At 61.7% G+C, this 18,539-nt stretch carries 15 protein-coding genes and 2 pseudogenes; 6 read left to right on the top strand and 11 right to left on the bottom strand.

What is annotated here, in order from left to right:
- The first annotated feature begins 33 nt into the window (after window positions 1–33).
- Together H1204_RS18530 and H1204_RS18525 are read left to right on the top strand one after the other, a co-directional pair.
- On the top strand, window positions 34–609 hold the full coding sequence (locus tag H1204_RS18530; protein ID WP_180732174.1) for an ANTAR domain-containing protein: 576 nt from the start codon (window positions 34–36) through the stop codon (window positions 607–609).
- Window positions 610–619: 10 nt separating this feature from the next.
- A pseudogene (locus tag H1204_RS18525) lies at window positions 620–1,761 on the top strand (CmpA/NrtA family ABC transporter substrate-binding protein).
- Between the two features lie 818 nt (window positions 1,762–2,579).
- Here H1204_RS18525 and H1204_RS18520 read toward each other — a convergent pair.
- The 4 genes and pseudogenes from H1204_RS18520 to H1204_RS18505 form a co-directional block, all read right to left on the bottom strand.
- On the bottom strand, window positions 2,580–3,521 hold the full coding sequence (locus tag H1204_RS18520) for a choline ABC transporter substrate-binding protein (RefSeq protein ID WP_180732173.1): 942 nt from the start codon (window positions 3,519–3,521) through the stop codon (window positions 2,580–2,582).
- 39 nt (window positions 3,522–3,560) lie between these two features.
- On the bottom strand, window positions 3,561–4,538 hold the full coding sequence (locus tag H1204_RS18515) for a GlxA family transcriptional regulator (protein WP_243468716.1): 978 nt from the start codon (window positions 4,536–4,538) through the stop codon (window positions 3,561–3,563).
- A 133-nt stretch (window positions 4,539–4,671) separates the two neighbouring features.
- The gene (choW, locus tag H1204_RS18510; RefSeq protein WP_180732171.1) at window positions 4,672–5,577 is read right to left on the bottom strand and encodes a choline ABC transporter permease subunit; all 906 of its coding nucleotides are present in this window, start codon (window positions 5,575–5,577) and stop codon (window positions 4,672–4,674) included.
- A pseudogene (locus tag H1204_RS18505) lies at window positions 5,570–6,859 on the bottom strand (glycine betaine/L-proline ABC transporter ATP-binding protein); the annotation flags it as partial. The pseudogene H1204_RS18505 and the gene choW, both read right to left, overlap by 8 nt.
- Before the next feature lie 327 nt (window positions 6,860–7,186).
- Between H1204_RS18505 and H1204_RS18500 the strand changes: the two are divergent.
- Together H1204_RS18500 and H1204_RS18495 are read left to right on the top strand one after the other, a co-directional pair.
- Entirely contained in the window at window positions 7,187–8,899 is a 1,713-nt protein-coding gene (locus tag H1204_RS18500; RefSeq protein ID WP_180732170.1) for an IlvD/Edd family dehydratase, read from the top strand.
- Window positions 8,900–8,901: 2 nt separating this feature from the next.
- On the top strand, window positions 8,902–9,831 hold the full coding sequence (locus H1204_RS18495; protein ID WP_243468715.1) for a dihydrodipicolinate synthase family protein: 930 nt from the start codon (window positions 8,902–8,904) through the stop codon (window positions 9,829–9,831).
- Between the two features lie 68 nt (window positions 9,832–9,899).
- On the opposite strand, the gene H1204_RS18490 is transcribed toward H1204_RS18495, so the two are convergent.
- Window positions 9,900–10,121: a hypothetical protein gene (locus tag H1204_RS18490; RefSeq protein ID WP_180732169.1), complete on the bottom strand. Its 222-nt coding sequence runs from the start codon at window positions 10,119–10,121 to the stop codon at window positions 9,900–9,902.
- Window positions 10,122–10,605: 484 nt separating this feature from the next.
- On the opposite strand from H1204_RS18490, the gene H1204_RS18485 reads away from it, so the two are divergent.
- Entirely contained in the window at window positions 10,606–11,262 is a 657-nt protein-coding gene (locus H1204_RS18485; protein ID WP_243468714.1) for a response regulator transcription factor, read from the top strand.
- An 84-nt stretch (window positions 11,263–11,346) separates the two neighbouring features.
- On the opposite strand, the gene rhaS is transcribed toward H1204_RS18485, so the two are convergent.
- The 6 genes from rhaS to rhaM all read right to left on the bottom strand — a co-directional run bounded on the left by rhaS (window position 11,347) and on the right by rhaM (window position 17,353).
- On the bottom strand, window positions 11,347–12,354 hold the full coding sequence (rhaS, locus tag H1204_RS18480; RefSeq protein ID WP_007749456.1) for a rhamnose ABC transporter substrate-binding protein: 1,008 nt from the start codon (window positions 12,352–12,354) through the stop codon (window positions 11,347–11,349).
- A 79-nt stretch (window positions 12,355–12,433) separates the two neighbouring features.
- Window positions 12,434–13,462, bottom strand: coding sequence for an ABC transporter permease (locus H1204_RS18475; RefSeq protein ID WP_180732167.1), 1,029 nt, complete (start codon window positions 13,460–13,462; stop codon window positions 12,434–12,436).
- Entirely contained in the window at window positions 13,455–14,516 is a 1,062-nt protein-coding gene (locus H1204_RS18470) for an ABC transporter permease (RefSeq protein WP_180732166.1), read from the bottom strand. Before H1204_RS18470 ends, H1204_RS18475 begins: the two co-directional genes overlap by 8 nt.
- On the bottom strand, window positions 14,513–16,057 hold the full coding sequence (locus H1204_RS18465; protein WP_180732165.1) for a sugar ABC transporter ATP-binding protein: 1,545 nt from the start codon (window positions 16,055–16,057) through the stop codon (window positions 14,513–14,515). The genes H1204_RS18470 and H1204_RS18465 overlap by 4 nt, the downstream gene beginning before the upstream one ends.
- 29 nt (window positions 16,058–16,086) lie before the next feature.
- Window positions 16,087–16,980 (bottom strand): amidohydrolase family protein, encoded by an 894-nt coding sequence (locus tag H1204_RS18460; protein WP_180732164.1) that lies wholly within the window; start codon window positions 16,978–16,980, stop codon window positions 16,087–16,089.
- A 46-nt stretch (window positions 16,981–17,026) separates the two neighbouring features.
- The gene (gene rhaM, locus H1204_RS18455; RefSeq protein ID WP_180732163.1) at window positions 17,027–17,353 is read right to left on the bottom strand and encodes an L-rhamnose mutarotase; all 327 of its coding nucleotides are present in this window, start codon (window positions 17,351–17,353) and stop codon (window positions 17,027–17,029) included.
- Window positions 17,354–17,502: 149 nt separating this feature from the next.
- Between rhaM and H1204_RS18450 the strand changes: the two genes are divergently transcribed.
- Window positions 17,503–18,471, top strand: a complete 969-nt coding sequence (locus tag H1204_RS18450) for a LysR family transcriptional regulator (RefSeq protein WP_180732162.1) — start codon at window positions 17,503–17,505, stop codon at window positions 18,469–18,471.
- Window positions 18,472–18,539: the final 68 nt, after the last annotated feature.

The following is an 18,539-nucleotide window of genomic DNA, read 5'->3' as shown; positions in this document are numbered from 1 at the left end:
GCGTAACTCCCCCTACTCCATACCGGGCAATCCATGCTGCGTGTTTTGCTCGTAACCGATACCGACAAGCCGATCGGCGAGTTGCGCGATACGCTTGCGCGGCTCGGCTACGAGATGCTCGCCGCCACGGCGTCGCCGCAAGCGCTGCACAGAGCTGTCGAGAGCGAACGGCCCGACGTGATCATCGTCGACACGGAATCGCCTTCGCGCGACACGCTGGAGCAGCTTGCCGTGATGAACGCGACGGCGCCGCGCCCGGTGCTGATGTTCAGCAACGACGCGAACCAGCAGCTGATACGCGATGCCGTCGGCGCGGGCGTGACCGCGTATCTCGTCGAAGGTCTTGCGACGGAACGCCTCGCGCCGATTCTCGAAGTGGCGCTGGCGCGTTTCGCGCAGGAATCGCAACTGCGCGAGCGGCTCGCGCAGGCCGAGAACGAGCTTGCCGAGCGCAAGCTGATCGACCGCGCGAAGCGGATGCTGATGGATTCGCAAAAGATGACCGAACATGCCGCCTACGCGACGATGCGCAAGCGCGCGATGAACCAGGGCGTGAAACTCGCCGAAGTCGCGCGCCAGATCGTCGCCGCAGCCGACTTGCCAGATTGATGCGCTGCCCATGAACTCACCTGCCTACACCTCTTCCCCGACGAATCCTGCAAGCTCGAGAAGACGCACCTGCGCCTCGGGTTCGTCGCGCTCAGCGATGCCGCGCCGCTGGTCGCCGCAAAGCTGCTCGAATTCGGCCATGCGCACGGACTGACGATCGAACTGCTGAAGCAGCCATCGTGGGCCGCGATACGCGACAAGCTGTTGTCGGGCGATCTCGATGCCGCGCATTCGCTTTACGGCCTCGTGTATGGCGTGCAACTGGGCATTGGCGGTCCGCAAACGGATATGGCCGTGCTGATGGTGCTGAACCGCAACGGCCAGGCGATCACGGTATCGAACCGTCTTGCTGCTGCGCTCGACGAGCACAAGACGCTGCCTGCGGCGCTTGCGACGCTCGGTCGCAAGCCTGTGTTCGCGCAGACATTTCCAACGGGCACGCATGCGATGTGGCTGTATTACTGGCTCGCTTCGCAGGGCGTGCATCCTTTGCGCGATATCGAGAGCGTGGTTATTCCGCCGCCGCAGATGGTCGATGCGCTTGCGCAGGACCGGCTCGACGGGCTGTGTGTCGGCGAGCCGTGGAATGCGGTTGCGCAGGAGCGCGGTGTTGGCAAGACGATTGCGTATACGAGTGAGGTGTGGCCCGATCATCCCGAGAAGGTGCTGGCGAGCCGGCGCGATTTTGTTACGCGGTATCCGAATACTGCTCGGGCGCTCGTGCAGACGATGCTCGAGGCGTGTCGCTGGCTTGATGATGACGTGCATCGTGTGGAGATTTCGGCTCGGCTTGCTGCTGATGAGTTTGTTGGCGTGCCCGCCGGGTTGATTGCGCCACGGTTGATTGCTGCGGGTTCTGATGAGAAACGGCGAGCCGTGAAGTTTTTTGCTGATGGTGTGGTGAATTTTCCGCATCCTGCGGAAGGGGTCTGGTTTTTTGCGCAATACGCGCGGTGGGGGATGGCCGAGTGGCGGGATGATTTTGCGCGGATTGCGCGTGAGGTTAATCAGGTTGATCTGTATTGCCAGGCGGCTGCCAATGTTGGGGTGGGCGTGTTTGCCGATACGCCGTCGGCGGTGCTCGTTGATGGGCGGGTTTGGGATGGGACGGCCGATCAGGCCTATATGCAGGGGTTTTTGATCAGGGGTTGAAGGTTTTTTTGTCTGCGACGCTGTTGGGGTTTTTGCGCTTTCGCTGGTATCCGGGTTTTGCGAGTCTTCGTGGCGCGGCTGGTTTGGTTTGGTTTGGTTTGCTTGTGTTTGCGCTGGCATCCGCGTTTTGTTAGCTTGCTTCAAGCGTCGCCCCTGTGCGGGGCGGCACCTACTTTTCTTTGCCGCCGCAAAGAAAAGTAGGCAAAAGAAAGCGGCTCACACCGCCAACATTTCTTCTTGCCTGAGGGCCCCCGACCGGTCCCTCACTTCACACGGCAACCTTCCTGTTCGCGTTCGTTGCCAACGCTCTTGCGCTGCGCCTCACCCGCTTCACGCGCCCGCGTTGCAGCACGCCGTGCCAGATATTCCACCGCCGCCCAGGTGGCAAACTGTGTGTAGGCCGTAGTGCCTCGCACGCCTCACTTCGGACCGATAGCGCACGCGTTCCACCCGGTAAGAGCACTAACGTGTACGGCGCGACAACCGACACACAGTTTGCCACCTGGGCGGCACATACCATTCGCTGCCGCTGGCCCGCGCGCAGGTATCTGAAGCGGGTGAGGCGCACATTTGAAGCGTTGGCAACGCGCGCGAACAGTGGCGTTGCCGTGTGAAGCGTAGGAACCGTTGGGGGCCCTCAGGCAAGAAGAAATGTTGGCGGTGTGAGCCGCTTTCTTTTGCCTACTTTTCTTTGCGGCGGCAAAGAAAAGTAGGTGCCGCCCCGCACAGGGGCGACGCCTGAAGCACGCTAACAAAACGCGGATGCCAGCGCAAAGTCAAAAACAAAAAGAGCCGTCGAAGACAAAAAAACAAGCACCTCAATGCGCCGCAATATAAGCCTTAACGGCCGGCAAGCCGTCCTTGCCATCAATAGTCTGCACCCCTGCCAGCCACTTATCCAAAGCCTGCGGATTAGCCTTCAACCAGGCGAGCGCAGCCTTATTTGCATCTTCCTTGTTCATGATAGGCACCATCACATGATTCTCGATAGCCGTCGTGAACTGCAAGTTCGACACAAACTTCGCCGCATTCGGGCATCGCGCAGCGTAATCGGGCGGCGTAGCCGTAAACACCTTGGCCTCGCCATAATTAGGCCCGAACACATCATCCCCGCCAGACAGATAATCGATCTTCATCTGCACGTTCATCGGATGCGGCTCCCAGCCCAGGAACACGATCCACTTCTTCTCTCGAACCGCACGGTTCACTTCCACCAGCATGCCCGCCTCGCTCGACTCGACCAGCTTGAACTTGCCAAGCCCAAACTGATTGCCATCGATCATCTTCTTGATCAACGCATTGCCGTCATTGCCCGGCTCGATGCCGTAGACCTTTCCATCGAGCTTGTCCGCGTACTTCGCAATATCGCTGAAGGTCTTCAGCCCGCCGTTGTACACATAGTCGGGCACAGCAAGCGTATATTTCGCGCCCGTCAGGTTCGGCGTCGCCAACACCTTGATCGTGCCGGCCTTCACGAACGGCTGGATGATCGGGTCCATCGTCGGCGCCCAATAACCCAGGAACACGTCGATCTGCTTGCTCTTGATGCCCGCAAACGTAATCGGCACGGAAGCAATCGTCTTCGTCGGGTTATAGCCGAGCCCCTGGAAGATCGTCGATGCCAGCCCCGTCGTCGCGGCAATGTCGGTCCAGCCGACGTCGGCGAACCGGACGTTGCGGCACACGGCAGGGTCGGCGGCGTGCGCGGTCGCGGCAGCCGTCGCGCACAGCGCGGCCATCATCATCAGCTTGCGTTTCATCACATTCTCCTCGGTATGACTTGTTTGCAGATCGACTGGCTAGTTCGCGTGGCGCCGCTCGACGCTCGGCGCATGACCGAACTGCGCGCGATAGGCCTTGCTGAAATGACACGGCGAATGAAATCCGCACACGGCCGTCACGCGCGCAATCGATGCGTCCGTCGTGCGCAGCAGATCGCGCGCGCGACGCAATCGCAGCGACAGGTAGTAATGCGTCGGCGACACGCTCAGATAAACCTTGAACATCCGCTGTAAATGGCGTTGCGACAATTGCACGAGCCGCGCGAGTTCTTCGAGCGACAAAGGCTCTTCGATATTCGCTTCCATCAGCCGCACGACTTCGATCAGTTCGGCACGCGAAAAACCGACGCGCGCATCGACGGGAATCGGCTGTGGATCGCTCGCGCTGCGGATACGCTCCAGAATGAACTGCTCGGACACTTGCGCCGCGAGGTTCTGCCCGAAGCGGGAACTGACGAGATCGAGCATCAGATCGAGCGGCGCGGTGCCGCCCGTGCACGTCAGGCGATCGCGATCGATCACGAACAGCTCGTCGGCGAATTGCACATGCGGATATTCCTTGTGCAGCGACGACAGGTCTTCCCAGTGCACGGAGCAGCGATAACCGTCGAGCAGTCCCGCCGCCATCAACGCATATGCGCCCGTGCAAATGCCGCCCAACGGCACGCCTTGCGACGCGGCATCCGCGAGCAGCGTCTTCACGTTGGTATCGACGGCATTGCGTATCTGCGTGCCGCCGCACACGATCAGCACATCCGGCATGCCCGCGTCTTCGAGCGTGCGTGCCGGCTTGACGGTCAGGCCGTTGCTCGCCCGCACGGGCACGCCGTCCGTCGTGATCACCGACCAGCGATAGTACTGCGCGCGCGACACGTAATTCGCCATTCGCAGCACTTCGACCGCGCTCGTGAATGCGATCATCGAAAAACTGGGCAAAGTCAGAAAGCCCACATGCGCAAGATTCGACAACGGCGCTTCAGCCCTGATAGACGTCACGTCGCGCTCCGTGGTGCACAAAGAAGAATGTGTTTGGCCACCGCGAAAGCCCTAAGGCTCTCGCGGGACGACCACTATTGGTTCTATTGCAGACGCGCCAGAAAGTCAGCGCTTGATCGAATACGACAGAGACTTAGCTTTGCGCGACGGCCGTCTGCTCGCGGCGCACGCGCATCACGTTGCGCAGGCCCGCGAAGCGCGGCGCGGTGGCCGAGCCAGGAGAGCGGCCGAAGCTCTCGGTAATGCGGTCCAGAATGATCGCCAGCAACACGACGGACAGACCGCTTTCGAAACCCAGCCCGATATCGAGGCGCTGGATACTCGCGAGCACATCGTTGCCGAGACCGCCCGCACCCACCATCGACGCGATGATCACCATCGACAGCGCCATCATGATGGTCTGGTTCACGCCCTGCATGATCGACGGCAAGGCGTTCGGGAATTGCACCTTGTACAGCAACTGCCACGGCGTGCAGCCGAAGGCCTGCCCTGCTTCGACGATCTCGCGGTTCACGTGCTTGATGCCGAGGCTCGTGAGACGCACGGCGGGCGGCATCGCGAAGATCACCGTCGACAGAATGCCAGGCACGCGGCCAAGCCCGAACAGCATCGCAGCGGGAATCAGGTAGACGAAGGCGGGCATCGTCTGCATCAGATCGAGAATCGGGCGCACGATCATGTGCACATGCTTGTTCTTCGCGGTCCAGATGCCGAGCGGAATGCCGAACACGAGACTGATCAGCGTCGAGGACAGCGTGAGGCCCAGCGTGATGACCGTCTGGTCCCAGAAGCCGGTGGCGTAGATCAGCAACAGCGAAGCGGTAGCAAAAATCGCAAAGCGCCAGCCCACGCGCCACAAGCCGATGCCAATGAAAAACGCCATCAGCGCCCACATCGGAATGGCCTGCAAGCCATGCTCGATCATCGCGGCGAAGCTCTCGATCGCCTTGCCGATCGAATCGAACGTGCTCGCATCGTGATCGAGCAGATAGTGAACGGACTGATCGACCCAGCGGCCGAGTGGAATCATCTCAGACATGGGCGCCACCTCTGTTACGCGTAATGACCTTCAGGACCGCGGCCTGATCGACGGAACCGCAGTAGCGGTCCTCGTCGTCGACCACGGGCAGAGCCGTCGCGCTCGCGCACACGCGCGACACGACATGTTCGAGCGGCGCGCCGCGCGAAATGCATTCGACCTTGTTCAGCGACGGCGTCGAGTTGCCGATCGCCTCGCGCGTGACGAAGCCGCGAATGCGGCGCTCGGCATCCAGCACGAACGCGTATTCGGCGCTGCCGTTCAGCGACTCGGCAACGCTCGTCTGATCCAGGTTGCGCACGAGCGGCACGCCGTTCGCCTGCATCAGATCGCCCGCCGTCAAGTAGCGGCTCGTGTCGACGCCCTCGAAGAACGCGCGCACATAGTCGTCCGCCGGATTCGCGATGATGTCCTGCGGCGTGCCGATCTGCACGACGCGTCCACCTTCCATGATCGCGATGCGGGTGCCGATGCGCAGCGCCTCTTCCAGATCGTGGGACACGAACAGAATCGTGCGCTGCTGGTTCTTCTGCAATTCGAGCAGCACGTTCTGCATTTCCTTGCGCTTGAGCGGGTCGAGCGCCGAGAAAGCTTCGTCCATGATCATCAGCGAGGGGTTCACCGCGAGCGCACGCGCGAGACCTACGCGCTGCTGCATGCCGCCCGACAGCTCGGAAGGCAGCTTGCCCGCGAAGGTCGCGAGGCCCACCTGTTCGAGCACTTCGAGCGCGCGCTTCTCGCGTTGCTTGCGTCCCATGCCTCCGACTTCGAGGCCGAACGCCGCATTCGACAGCACCGTGCGTTGCGGCATCAGCGCGAACGACTGGAACACCATGCTCATGTCGGTGCGACGCAGCGACGTCAGTTCGGAGCGCTTGATGGCGGCGACATCGCGGCCATCGATAATCACCTTGCCCGCCGTCGGTTCGACGAGCCGGTTGATGAGACGGATCAGCGTGGACTTGCCGGAGCCGGACAGGCCCATCAGCACGAAAATCTCGCCTTCCTGCACGTCGAAGGAGACATTGTGGACGCCGACCACATGCCCCGTCTTGGCGAATACCTCGTCCTTCGACGCGCCTCGCGAGAGCATGTCCTGCGCCAACTTCGGGTTAGGCCCGAAAACCTTACATAATCCTTCGACCACGACCTTTGGGGATTTCATCGAGTCCATCTCCTCGTGGTGCAGGCGCCGGCCTGCACATGTGTGACTACATAGTTGCCAGAAAAAACCCCGCCTAGCCGACTAATTGCGACAGACGCTTGCGGAAATGCGACACGAGGAAAAACGAACGGGCGTTAGCGGATACGTGCAGCCCTTATGCAGCAAGGCTTTGTGAGGATGCTGCAGTGCGTGATGAACGGATGCGTGTGTCGCTTATTGGAAGGTCGGCGTCCAATGAATCTGCATGCGCGGCGCGCTGCCACGCACGCCGGCAAGGGTTCCGCCGGCCCTGCGACGCAAACTCGTCAACCCGTCGCTTCTGTTGCGCTGCAACCGCGACGCGTCGTGATCCTCGCAGCCCTTCCGACGAACGCCATCTCGTGCAACGAATGGGCTAAGCTGATCTGCACCGACGTACGAAGAACGAAGCAATCAGGAGACCTCATGCGCAAGCTCCGCTCGCAAAGCTGGTTCGGCCGCAACGACAAGGACGGCTTCATCCATCGTTCGTGGATGAAAAACCAGGGCATTCCACACGATGAATTCGACGGCCGCCCCGTGGTCGGCATCTGCAATACATGGTCGGAGCTGACACCCTGCAACGCGCACTTCCGCGAGCTTGCCGAGTACGTGAAGCGCGGCGTGCGCGAGGCTGGCGGGCTGCCGCTCGAATTCCCCGTGATGTCGCTCGGCGAATCGAATCTGCGGCCCACGGCGATGCTGTTTCGCAATCTGGCTTCGATGGATGTCGAGGAGTCGATACGCGGCAATCCGCTCGATGGCGTGATCCTGCTCGTCGGCTGCGACAAGACCACGCCCGCGCTGTTGATGGGCGCGGCCTCGTGCAACCTGCCCGCGCTCGCCGTGTCGGGTGGTCCGATGCTCAATGGCCGCTTTCGCGGCCGCACGATCGGCTCGGGCACGGGCGTGTGGCAGATGTCCGAGGAAGTGCGCGCGGGCACGATGAGCCAGCAGGAATTCATCGACGCCGAATCGTGCATGAACCGCTCACGCGGCCATTGCATGACGATGGGCACGGCATCGACGATGGCGTCGATGGTCGAATCGCTGGGCATCGGTCTGCCGCACAACGCGGCGATTCCTGCCGTCGATGCGCGCCGCCAGGTGCTCGCGCATCTCGCAGGACGGCGCATCGTCGAAATGGTTCGCGACGATGTGACGATGGACAAGATCCTCACGCGCCAGGCCTTTGAAAACGCGATCCGCACGAACGCCGCGATCGGCGGATCGACGAATGCCGTCGTGCATCTGATCGCGCTCGCGCGGCGCATCGGTGTCGATCTCTCGCTCGACGACTGGGAACTCGGCTCGGATGTACCGTGCCTCGTGAATCTGCAGCCATCGGGCGAGTACCTGATGGAAGATTTCTACTACGCGGGCGGCTTGCCCGCCGTGCTGCGGCAACTGGGCGAGCAAGGGCTGCTGCATCGGGACGCGTTGACCGTCAATGGCAAGACGATCTGGGACAACGTCTGCGACGCACCCAACTACGATCAGAAGGTCATCACCACTTTCGCCGAGCCGTTCAAGCCGCAAGCGGGCATCGCCGTGCTGCGCGGCAATCTCGCGCCGAATGGCGCCGTCATCAAGCCGTCGGCCGCAACGGCTTCGCTGTTGAAGCATCGCGGGCGCGCGGTGGTGTTCGAGAACGTCGAAGAACTGCACGCGAAGGTCGACGACGACTCGCTCGATATCGACGAGCATTGCGTGATGGTGCTCAAGGGCGCGGGGCCGAAGGGCTATCCCGGCTTCGCAGAAGTCGGCAACATGCCGCTGCCAAAAAAGGTCCTGCAAAAAGGCATTACCGACATGGTCCGCATCTCCGATGGCCGCATGAGCGGCACGGCATATGGCGCGGTGGTGCTGCACATATCGCCCGAAGCTGCGGCAGGCGGACCGCTCGCGCTGGTGCAGACAGGCGACATGATCGAACTCGACGTCGCCGCGCGGCGTTTGCATCTGGATGTATCCGACGGTGAACTCGAACGGCGCCGCGCCGCGTGGCACGCGCCCGAGCTGCCTGCACGCGGCTATTACCGGCTCTACGTCGAGCATGTGCTGCAGGCGGACCAGGGCGCCGATCTCGACTTCCTGGTGGGCGCAAGCGGCGCGCCCGTGCCGCGCGATTCGCATTGATCATGACGCGACCCGCCTCGTTCTCGCCACGCGGCATGTGGCCCGTGCTCTACGCCTACTTCGACGCGAACGATGCACTCGACCGTCAAGCAATTCACACACAGGTCGACGCGACGATCGACGCGGGCGCAAGCGGCATCGTGATTCTCGGTCTTGCGACGGAAGTGAACCGTTTGTCGCTTGAAGAGAAGCAGCGTTTTATCGAATGGACGGGCGCGCACATTGCCGGGCGCGTGCCGTTCGCGGTCACCGTCACGGGTGATACAGCTGACGCGCAACTCGCATTGGCGGATTACGCAGCGCATCACGGCGCGTCGTCGCTGATCCTGCAACCGCCATCCGTTCGCGACAAGCCCGAATCGTTTTACTTCGATTTTTTTGCCGACGTCATGCAGCGCGTGCGCGTGCCTGCCGGCATCCAGAATGCGCCGGAATATCTGGGCGTCGGGCTCACGGTTCAATCGCTGGTCGCGCTTGGCGCGCAATGCGGGCAGTTTCAGTGGCTCAAAGGCGAAGGCCCCGCCACGATCATTCATTCGACGATCGAACGGCTGCGCGAACATCGCAGTGCGTTACCCGTTTTCAATGGGCGCGGAGGCCAGGAACTGATCGACAATCTGCGCGCCGGTTGCGCGGGCCTGATCGTCGCGCCCGATTCATTCGACTGGCAAGCCGCGATTTATCGCATCTTCATGGAAGACGATCAGGTGAACGCGCAAGCGCTTTACGAACGCATCCTGCCGTCCATCGTCTTCGTGATGCAATCGCTCGATGCATTGACCTGCTACGGCAAACGGATCGCAGCGTGGCGCATGGGGTTCGATGTCGAGCACGACCGGGGCATGCGTCCGACAGCATTTGGTCTGTCATGCGCGCGCCGCTTTGCCGCGGCGCTGGGTCCGTTTGCCGATCAGCGCAACACGGCCCGTTGAAACAAAAAAGAGGAAGGCGGTTTCGCAACCGCGCTTCCTCCTTCGACATCAGCGTGGAGCGCTAAGCCTTACTGTGCTGCCGACGCTGCTTCGTCGCTGGCTGCCTTCGCGGGCGCTGCCTTCTTGTGTGCGTGCTTCTTCTTCGAGCTGTGCTTCTTTGCGTGGTGCTTGGCAGCGGGTGCCGATGCTGCTGCAGGCGCCTCTTCCGTTGCTGCGGGCGCCGATGCCTGCGCGAATGCGGCGATCGAGAACAGACCTGCCAGAGCGGCGGCGATGATGTGCTTGTTCATTGCTTGAATCCTTAAACCTTGGGTTGTTGACTGACGGCTCGCTGGCCGTCCGACCTCATAGGGGTCAACGCACTAAACGCGCCGGTTGATTAAACGTTGACGCGTTTCTTGTCGCCATCCTGATTCTTGACAGTTCTTTACAGCAACTGCACTTCACGCATCAATGGCGGTCTTTCCATGCCGTTTTATCAAAACGCAAGGAGAGACCTCAACCCATCGAATACGATCTGCCTGGCGATTGCATCTGCGAAGCGAAGGCTGTTGCAAATTGCGCACACGTACTACGTCGGATTTTTTCGAAAATCATCGGCATTCGCCTGAAAATTGACTAAATTTTTGTTCCGTTCGCTATCCTCACGGCATCCGCTTACTTTTCCTTCAACGCGCAGGACGATGCCCACGTCAATTCGGAAACGGCCCACATCGCGCCGTCCAGTTCCGACGTCCATTGGCCGTTGCACCGACACTGTCCAGCCTTTCGACCATGAATGCCACTCGCGATTTCCGGATTGCCATTGCAGACGACCACCCGGTTATCCGGCACGCTGTCATCAACGCGTTGACGGGCATACCAGGCTTTATCGTCGATGCCGCCGTCAAGTCGGGCAAAGAACTGCTGCAGTTGCTGTCCGAGGGCACCTGGGATCTGATCATCACGGACCTGACCATGGGAACCGCGCAGAACGACATCGACGGACTCGGCCTCATCGCGCGACTGCGCAGCCGCTATCCCGACATTCCTGTCGTCGTCTTCACCATGCTCGCTAGCGATGACGTCCTGATCCGCGTATCGCGCTCGGGTGTCGCGGGGATTGTTGACAAACGTGAGGGCATCGAAGAATTCCGTATCGCCGCACGCGAAGTGATGCAGCATCGACGGCCTTATTTCTCTGCGAAGATCCGTGCGCGGCTTCATCGGCCTGACGGTAACGAGACGAACGGCGGCAAGTCCGTCCTGACGAAAAAGGAAATGAATGTGATCCGGCTGTTCGCTTCCGGCGCGTCGTTGACCGAGATCGCGCGACAGGTGAACCGGTCGGTTTCGACGGTAGCGACGCAAAAAAGCACCGCAATGAAGAAACTTCAACTGGAGACGAACGCGGATCTCGTCAAGTACTCGCAGGTCAATGGCCTGGTCTGACGAGCGACGCCAGTTTGAATTGAAAACAAAAAGGCCGCTCGCATCGCGCGAGCGGCCCGCTTCCAGCAAGTGACCTGATGAACCTCAGAAGTTGAAGTTATCGATATTGCTTGCGTCAAACGTAGTCGGCGGTCCAAGAATGATTTCGCCTTGCGCGCCGATGGTGCGCTTGCCGAGCTTGCCCGCGTCGAACGATTCGCCTTCCTTGCCCGTGATCGCGCCCGATGCGAGACTTGCCGCCGCATACGCCGCGAGATAGCCCAACTGACCCGGGTCCCACAACTGGAACGCTTTCACGGTGCCGTTCTTCACGAACGCGCGCATCTGGTTAGGCGTGCCGAGACCCGTCACCGCGACCTTGCCCTTGCTCGACGACGTCGAGATATAGCGCGCCGCCGCCGCAATGCCGACAGATGTAGGCGCCACGATCGCCTTCAGGTTCGGATACGCCTGCAACAGCCCTTGCGTCTCGACGAACGACTTCTGGTCATCGTCGTTGCCGTACGCGATCTTCACGAGCTTCAACTTCGAATACTCGGGCTTCTTGAGTTCTTCCTGCATCCACTTGATCCACGTATTCTGGTTTGTCGCGTTAGGCGTGGCTGACAGAATAGCGAACTCGCCCTCGCCGCCCATCAGCTTCGACACGAGCTGAATCTGCCCGCGCCCAATGCTCTCCGCGTTGGCCTGATTCACGAACAGCTGACGGCCATCGGGCGCCGTGTCGGAATCGAACGTCACGACCTTGATGCCTTGCGACATCGCCTTCTTTAGATACGGCACGAGCGCATTCGCGTCGTTCGCTGCGATGACGATGGCATCCTGACGCTGCGTGGTCAGCGTATTGATGTACGACACCTGTGACGACGCGCCCGCGTCCGACGGCCCCACCACCTTGCCCTGCCCCTTGAACTCCTTGATTGCGGCCATGCCGCCGTCGTCGGCGATCACTTCGTACGGGTTGTTGATCTGCTTGGGCACGAACGCGATCTTCAGATCCGGCTTGATGCCTGCTGCGGACGCGGCGACGCTCACGCCCAGCATAGCCGCGCAGAGCATCATCGCTCCCGCGTGACGCAGTGGTTTGTTCATCTGTTGTCTCCTGGTGGTGGATCGGACTTTTGGCGTCCGGTTGAATTAAACGGCATCACGTACGGCGGGTTTGCATGACTTACGACGCACTCGGCTTTGTCAATGTTTGCGCGGCGATCAGCTTGCGGTCGCGCATCGCGCGCCAGCGCGCGACCAGGTTCGGAATCAGCACCGATGCGAGCAGCAGCGCGCCCGTTACGATGGTCAGCGTTTCGCTGGAGACATCATCGAGCGTGAGCGCGTTCTTCAATACGCCGATGATCAGCAGCGACAGCAGCACGCCGACCATCGACCCGCGTCCGCCGAAGATGCTCACGCCGCCGAACAGCACGGCGGCAATCACCGACAGTTCGAAGCCTTCGCCGTTGTCGCCACGCGCGCTCGTGAAGCGCAACGTGTAGACGATGCCCGCAAGCGCGCTCATGAAGCCCGACAGCATGAAAAGACGCATCCGCACTTTCGCGACCTCGATGCCGGAGAACGCGGCCGCCGTCGAGTTCGCGCCGATCGCATAGAGGCTGCGGCCGAACGCCGTCGCCTGCAAGAGCACGGTGAACAGCACGGCGCAAACAATGACGATCACGAACGGCAGCGGAATGAACGTGCCGAACAGCGTGTCCATGCCGAACGCCGTGTAGCCCGCCGGAAAATCCGCGACGGCCTGATCGCCGAGCAGCACATACGACAGCCCTCGAAACAGCGCGAGCGTGCCGATCGTGACGGCGAGCGACGGCAGATTCAGCTTCACGATCACGAGCCCGTTGAACAGCCCCGCGATCATGCCGAACAGCAACACGAGCACGATCACGACGGGCATCGGCAGGCCCATATGCCACAGCACGCCCATCAGCGCGCTCGACGCGCCGAGCACCGATGCGACGGACAGATCGATCTCGGCCGCGACGATGATCAGCGTCATCGGCAACGCCATCAACGCGATCTCGGTGAGGTCGGCGAGCACGTTGCTTAGATTCGCGCCCGTCAGGAACACGGGCGACAGCACGCGCCCCAATCCGAGCGACAGGATCAGCACGACGACCAGCAAGGTTTCCCAGCGCAGCGGCGTTTCGCGCTTGCGCGTGAGCAGCGCGGAATCGGGTTTAGCCATGATCGCGTTTCCTCATCATGCGTTTGGCGACGGAACGGGCCAGCAGCGTGTCGGCGGCAATTGCCGCGACGATCAGCGCGCCTTCGATAGCCTGCTCCCAGAACGGCGACACGTGCAGCACGACGAGCGCGATGCTGATCACGCCGAGCACGAGTGCGCCGAGCGTCGCGCCGAGTATCGTGCCGACGCCGCCCGTGATCGCGACGCTGCCGACCACGGCCGCCGCCACCACCTGCAACTCGATGCCTTTCGCGGTGCTCGCGTCGACGGTGCCGAAGCGAGCGAGCCACAGCGCGCCCGCAAAGCCCGCAATCGCGCCCGACAACAGGAAGCCCGACATCACGCGCCGTTCGACGTTGACGCCCGCCAGGCGCGCCGCCTCGGGGTTCGAGCCGATCGCGTAGTGCTCGCGGCCCGCACGGAAATGCTTCAGATAGAACGACAGCGCCAACAGCACGGCGGCGGCGATCAGCGCAAGCGTCGGAATGCCGAGCAAGGTACCCGTCGCGAGACGCGAGTACGCCTCAGGCAGGCTCGTCGCGTTGATCTGGCCGCCATGCACCCACGCGTAATCGGCACCACGGAAAATGTAGAGCGTCGATAGCGTCGCCACCAGCGACGGCACACGTCCCACCGCGATCAGCAGCGCATTGATGCCGCCCGCGACGAGCCCGATCGCGACGCCCGCAACCAGCGCGACCAGCACGGGCATCTGCGGAAACGCGACGTACAGACTGCCGACGGCATATGCGCTGATGCCGACCGTCGAGCCAATCGACAGATCGATGTGCCGCATCAGGATGACGACCGTCATACCCGCCGTCAGCAAGCTGACGATCGACACGTTGAGCAACACGTCGCGCAGATTCTGCAGGTTCAGAAACTGCGGCCGCGCGAGCGACGTGCCGAGTATCAGCAGGATCAGCACGACGAAGAGCGTCGTCTCGCGGCTCTTCGCGATCGTCCCGACGATGCCGCCGGGGCCGGAGCGCGTACGTTGTAGCGGCGCGTGTTCGATCGACGCCGCGTGTGAATGAGTCGAATGCCGGATCATGCTGCGCGCCCCAGTAGTGCCGCCGATTGACCGAGTGCCGCGTTCATGATGCGCTCTTCACTCGCATCGGCGCGTGAAATGTCCGCACTGATGCGGCCTTCGTGCATCACGAGTACGCGGTCCGCCATGCCGAGCACTTCGGGCAGTTCGCTCGAAATCATCAACACAGCCATGCCTTCCTGCACGAGTTCGGAGAGCGCGCCATACACTTCCGCTTTCGCGCCGACATCGATGCCGCGCGTCGGCTCGTCGATGATCAGCACTTTCGGGCCTGTCGCGAGCCATTTGCCGAGCACCACCTTTTGCTGGTTGCCGCCTGATAGCGTGCCGACGGGCGCGGAAGGATCGCTTGCCTTCAGGCGTAGCCGCGTGCCCCAGCGCGTCGCGAGTTGCGTCTCGCTGCGCGTCGAGATCAGACCGTGGCGCACGAGACGGCCGAGCACCGTCATCGACGCATTACGCGCGATGCTCAACTCCAGCGCCAGACCTTGCTGGCGCCGGTCTTCCGGCACGAGCGCAAGGCCCGCGCGCACAGCCGCGGCGGGATTGCCCGTCTTCAGGCGCTTGCCCGCGATCTGCACTTCGCCCGAATCGATCGGGTCGATGCCGAAGATCGCGCGCGCCACTTCGCTGCGGCCCGCGCCGACCAGACCCGCGAGCGCGACGATTTCGCCTGCGCGCACATCGAACGACACGTCCTTGAACACGCCAACGCGCGTCAAATTGCGCACCGACAGACGCACGTCGCCCGGCTTCACATCGGCCTTCGGATAGAACGTTTCCAGATCGCGTCCGACCATCTTCGCGACCACCGATTCCGTCGTCATTTCCGACGTCGGCGCATCGAACACCTTCGCGCCGTCGCGCATGATCGTGACATGCTGCGTCAAGGCGAACACTTCATCGAGCCGATGCGTGATAAACAGGATCGCGACGTCACGCTCGCGCAGCTTGCGCACGATCGTAAAGAGCCGCTCGACTTCGGGCAGCGACAGCGCCGCCGTCGGCTCGTCCATGATCAGCACGTTCGCGTTCAGCGACAGCGCCTTCGCAATCTCGATCACCTGCTGATCGGCGATCGACAGGCCGCGCACGAGACGATCCGCGCGCAGATCGACGCCCAGCGACGCCAGCAGTCCATCGACTTCGCGGCGCATCGCATCGTGTTGAATGCGGCCGAAGCGATCGACGGGCTGCCGTCCCATGAAGATGTTCTCGGCAATCGACAGATCGAAGAACAGCGTTGGTTCCTGATAGATGACGGCGAGGCCCGCGTCGCGCGCTTCGGCGGGTGTGGCGAAACGGCGCTCGACGCCATCGATGCGAAGCTCGCCCGTGTCGGGCTGATGCACGCCCGCGAGTATCTTCACGAGCGTCGACTTGCCCGCGCCGTTCTCGCCGAGCAGCGCATGCACTTCGCCGGGCCATAGCACCAGTTCGCCGTCCGACAGCGCGCGCACGCGCCCGAACGTTTTGCTGGCGTGCCGCAGTTCCAGCCTCGGCACGCTTTCAGTGTGTTGCTCCACCCTGTTCTCCTTCATGCTGCGACTGCATATTGTTCGAGGCTTCTTCAGATGCGATAGAAGCGTTCGGCATTGCGCACGAAGAGCGCGTCTTTCTCCACCTCGCTCGCGTCGCCGACGATCGACGCATACGCGCGCCACAAGTCGCCATACGAGCCGAACTGCCTGTCCACCGGAAAGTTCGATGCGAACATCGAGCGCTCGACGCCGAATGTGTCGATCGTTTCGAGCACGTATGGCCGCAGGCTTTCGACGGTCCATTTGTGATCGAACATCGCGAGACCGCTGATCTTCACGGCGACGTTCGGACATTGCGCGAGCGCCTTCATCCCGTCGCGCCACGCACGATAGCCGGCGACGCTGTTGCGATCGACGAACATGCCCGCATGATTGACGATGAACTGCGTGTCTTGATGCGCGTTCGCGAGCGCGGCCGCTTCTTCCATCTGCGACGGGTAAAGCTGCACGTCGAACGACATGCCGTGCTTGTGCAGCAGCCGGAAGTTTTCGCGCCACGCCGCCTCGCGCATGAAGTGACGGCCTACGTAGTTGTACAGCTTGTCGTGATGCACGTTGAGGATTTGCCGCACGCCGCGTGTGTTGGCGAATGCGGCGTGTGCTTCGAGCATTTCGGCCGCGTTATCTGCAGCGAGATCGACTGCGGCGACGATTCCGTTCGGCATCGAGTGCGAAGCCTCAGCGTCCGCGACGCCTTGCAGCCAGCGCGTTTCTTCGACGGGATCTTTCGGATCGTGATTCGCCTCGACGTGCACGCACTTGAGCAGTTCGATATCCCCCGCGTCTTTCAGCAGATCGGCGATCAGATAGTCATGCTTGAGCACACGCGCATCGCCGACGAACGACACGCCGGGATTGGCGAGCCAGGGGTAATGATGCGTCTTCAGATCCCACAGATGAATGTGCGGGTCGACAACTTTCATGGCGCGTCCTTCGTCGCCGGCGCGCGTGCGCGGCGAGCGTCGCGAATCAGTGGAAGGGATGCTGCAGTTCAAATACGGGAACCAGCGCTTGCTGGAGCGGCGTATGGTCGGGCGCCGTCTGCATGATGTCGGCCATGTAATCCCACCATTTGCGCATCACGGCGAGTTCGGGCAGGCGCTCCATCGAATGATCGGCGTTGCGCGTCAGTATCGCGAACAGATGGTGCGTGTCTTCGTCGAGAAAGATCCGGTAATCGCGGACGCCCGCATTGTGCAGCGCGTCGACGAGTTCCGGCCAGATTGCCCGATGCCGGCGCTCATACTCGTCGCGCATGCCGGGGTTCAGCACCATCCGGAAAGCGATTGTCTCCATGCCGGGCTTGTCTCCAGTGTCTTTGATCACTTGTTCTTGCCGCTCTCTAAGGTAGCGTCTTGATGCGACTATAATTCGGGCGTCGATAGCATCTCAATCCGTTGTTGGGATTGGGCGATACTCAAACCGAATCGCACCGCTGATCCGCCATGAGCCAGAACGCTGCCAGCATCTCCCTCGTCAACCGGCTCAAGTTCAAGCATCTTGCGCTGCTCGTCGCGCTCGACGACGCGCGCAACGTGCATCAGGCCGCCGATGCCATCAATGTCGCGCAGCCCAGCGCGAGCCGCATGTTGGGCGACATTGAAGAGGCGCTCGGCTTTTTGCTGTTCGAGCGCAACGCGCGCGGCATGCAGCCGACGCCGCTCGGCGTCGTTACGCTGGCCTATGCTCGGCGTGCGCTGGCGGATCTCACGCGCTTTGCCGAGGATCTGGACGCGAAGCGCAAGGGCGGGCATGGGCAACTGACTGTTGGCGCGATCATGGGCGCCGCACCCGATCTGCTGGCGATGGCCGTTGCCGCGCTGAAAACCGAACGGCCGTTGTTGCATGTGTGCATCCTCGGGGAAACCAGCGATCAGGTGGTGCAATTGCTGCATCGCCGCGAAGTCGATCTCGCACTGGGGCGCTTGACGAATCCGTTGCAGCATAACGATTTCAGTTTTGAGCCGCTGGCGCGGGAGACTTTGGTGCTGGTTGTACGGGCTGTGCATCCCGTTGCCGGGCGGGCTGCTGTTTCGCTTCGCGAGTTGATGGAGTGGCCTTGGGTGGCGCAGCCTATTACCAGTCCGGCTCGTGTTTTGTTTGAAGAGGAACTCGCCCGGGCGGGGCTTGGGACGCCTGCTAATCTCACTGAGTGTGCTTCTATATTCGCTACGCTGCAGTTGCTTGAGAATTATGATGCTGTCGCGATGCTGCCTGAGTCTGTTGTGCGCGATCATGTGCGCGGCAAGTTACTCGTTGCGTTGCCTGTGGAGATTGGCAAGAGCCTTGCCGGGTTTGGAATCCTTACCCGGAAAGAAGAGGCTCTGGCTGAGCCCGCGCAGCGGTTTGTCGATTTGCTTCGGGTTTATTCTCATCGACTGGCTACTGAAGATAACCTGGCGGTTGGGGTTTAGGTTTTTTTGTTGTCTGCGACGCTAAGTGGTTTGCTTTGTGTTTGCGCTGGCATCCGCGTTTTGTCTTC

Source organism: Paraburkholderia sp. PGU19 (assembly GCF_013426915.1).
Classification (GTDB): domain Bacteria; phylum Pseudomonadota; class Gammaproteobacteria; order Burkholderiales; family Burkholderiaceae; genus Paraburkholderia.
Note: the sequence above shows the minus strand (reverse complement) of the source record. Positions and strands in the feature narration are given on the sequence as shown.

What these genes read in the sequence shown, in the direction of transcription:
- H1204_RS18530 (WP_180732174.1), top strand. Translation starts at nt 34, where the DNA reads ATGCTGCGTGTTTTGCTCGTAACCGATACCGACAAGCCGATCGGCGAG.
- H1204_RS18520 (WP_180732173.1), bottom strand. Translation starts at nt 3,521, where the DNA reads ATGAAACGCAAGCTGATGATGATGGCCGCGCTGTGCGCGACGGCTGCC.
- choW (WP_180732171.1), bottom strand. Translation starts at nt 5,577, where the DNA reads ATGTCTGAGATGATTCCACTCGGCCGCTGGGTCGATCAGTCCGTTCAC.
- H1204_RS18500 (WP_180732170.1), top strand. Translation starts at nt 7,187, where the DNA reads ATGCGCAAGCTCCGCTCGCAAAGCTGGTTCGGCCGCAACGACAAGGAC.
- H1204_RS18495 (WP_243468715.1), top strand. Translation starts at nt 8,902, where the DNA reads ATGACGCGACCCGCCTCGTTCTCGCCACGCGGCATGTGGCCCGTGCTC.
- H1204_RS18490 (WP_180732169.1), bottom strand. Translation starts at nt 10,121, where the DNA reads ATGAACAAGCACATCATCGCCGCCGCTCTGGCAGGTCTGTTCTCGATC.
- H1204_RS18485 (WP_243468714.1), top strand. Translation starts at nt 10,606, where the DNA reads ATGAATGCCACTCGCGATTTCCGGATTGCCATTGCAGACGACCACCCG.
- rhaS (WP_007749456.1), bottom strand. Translation starts at nt 12,354, where the DNA reads ATGAACAAACCACTGCGTCACGCGGGAGCGATGATGCTCTGCGCGGCT.
- H1204_RS18475 (WP_180732167.1), bottom strand. Translation starts at nt 13,462, where the DNA reads ATGGCTAAACCCGATTCCGCGCTGCTCACGCGCAAGCGCGAAACGCCG.
- H1204_RS18470 (WP_180732166.1), bottom strand. Translation starts at nt 14,516, where the DNA reads ATGATCCGGCATTCGACTCATTCACACGCGGCGTCGATCGAACACGCG.
- H1204_RS18465 (WP_180732165.1), bottom strand. Translation starts at nt 16,057, where the DNA reads ATGAAGGAGAACAGGGTGGAGCAACACACTGAAAGCGTGCCGAGGCTG.
- H1204_RS18460 (WP_180732164.1), bottom strand. Translation starts at nt 16,980, where the DNA reads ATGAAAGTTGTCGACCCGCACATTCATCTGTGGGATCTGAAGACGCAT.
- rhaM (WP_180732163.1), bottom strand. Translation starts at nt 17,353, where the DNA reads ATGGAGACAATCGCTTTCCGGATGGTGCTGAACCCCGGCATGCGCGAC.
- H1204_RS18450 (WP_180732162.1), top strand. Translation starts at nt 17,503, where the DNA reads ATGAGCCAGAACGCTGCCAGCATCTCCCTCGTCAACCGGCTCAAGTTC.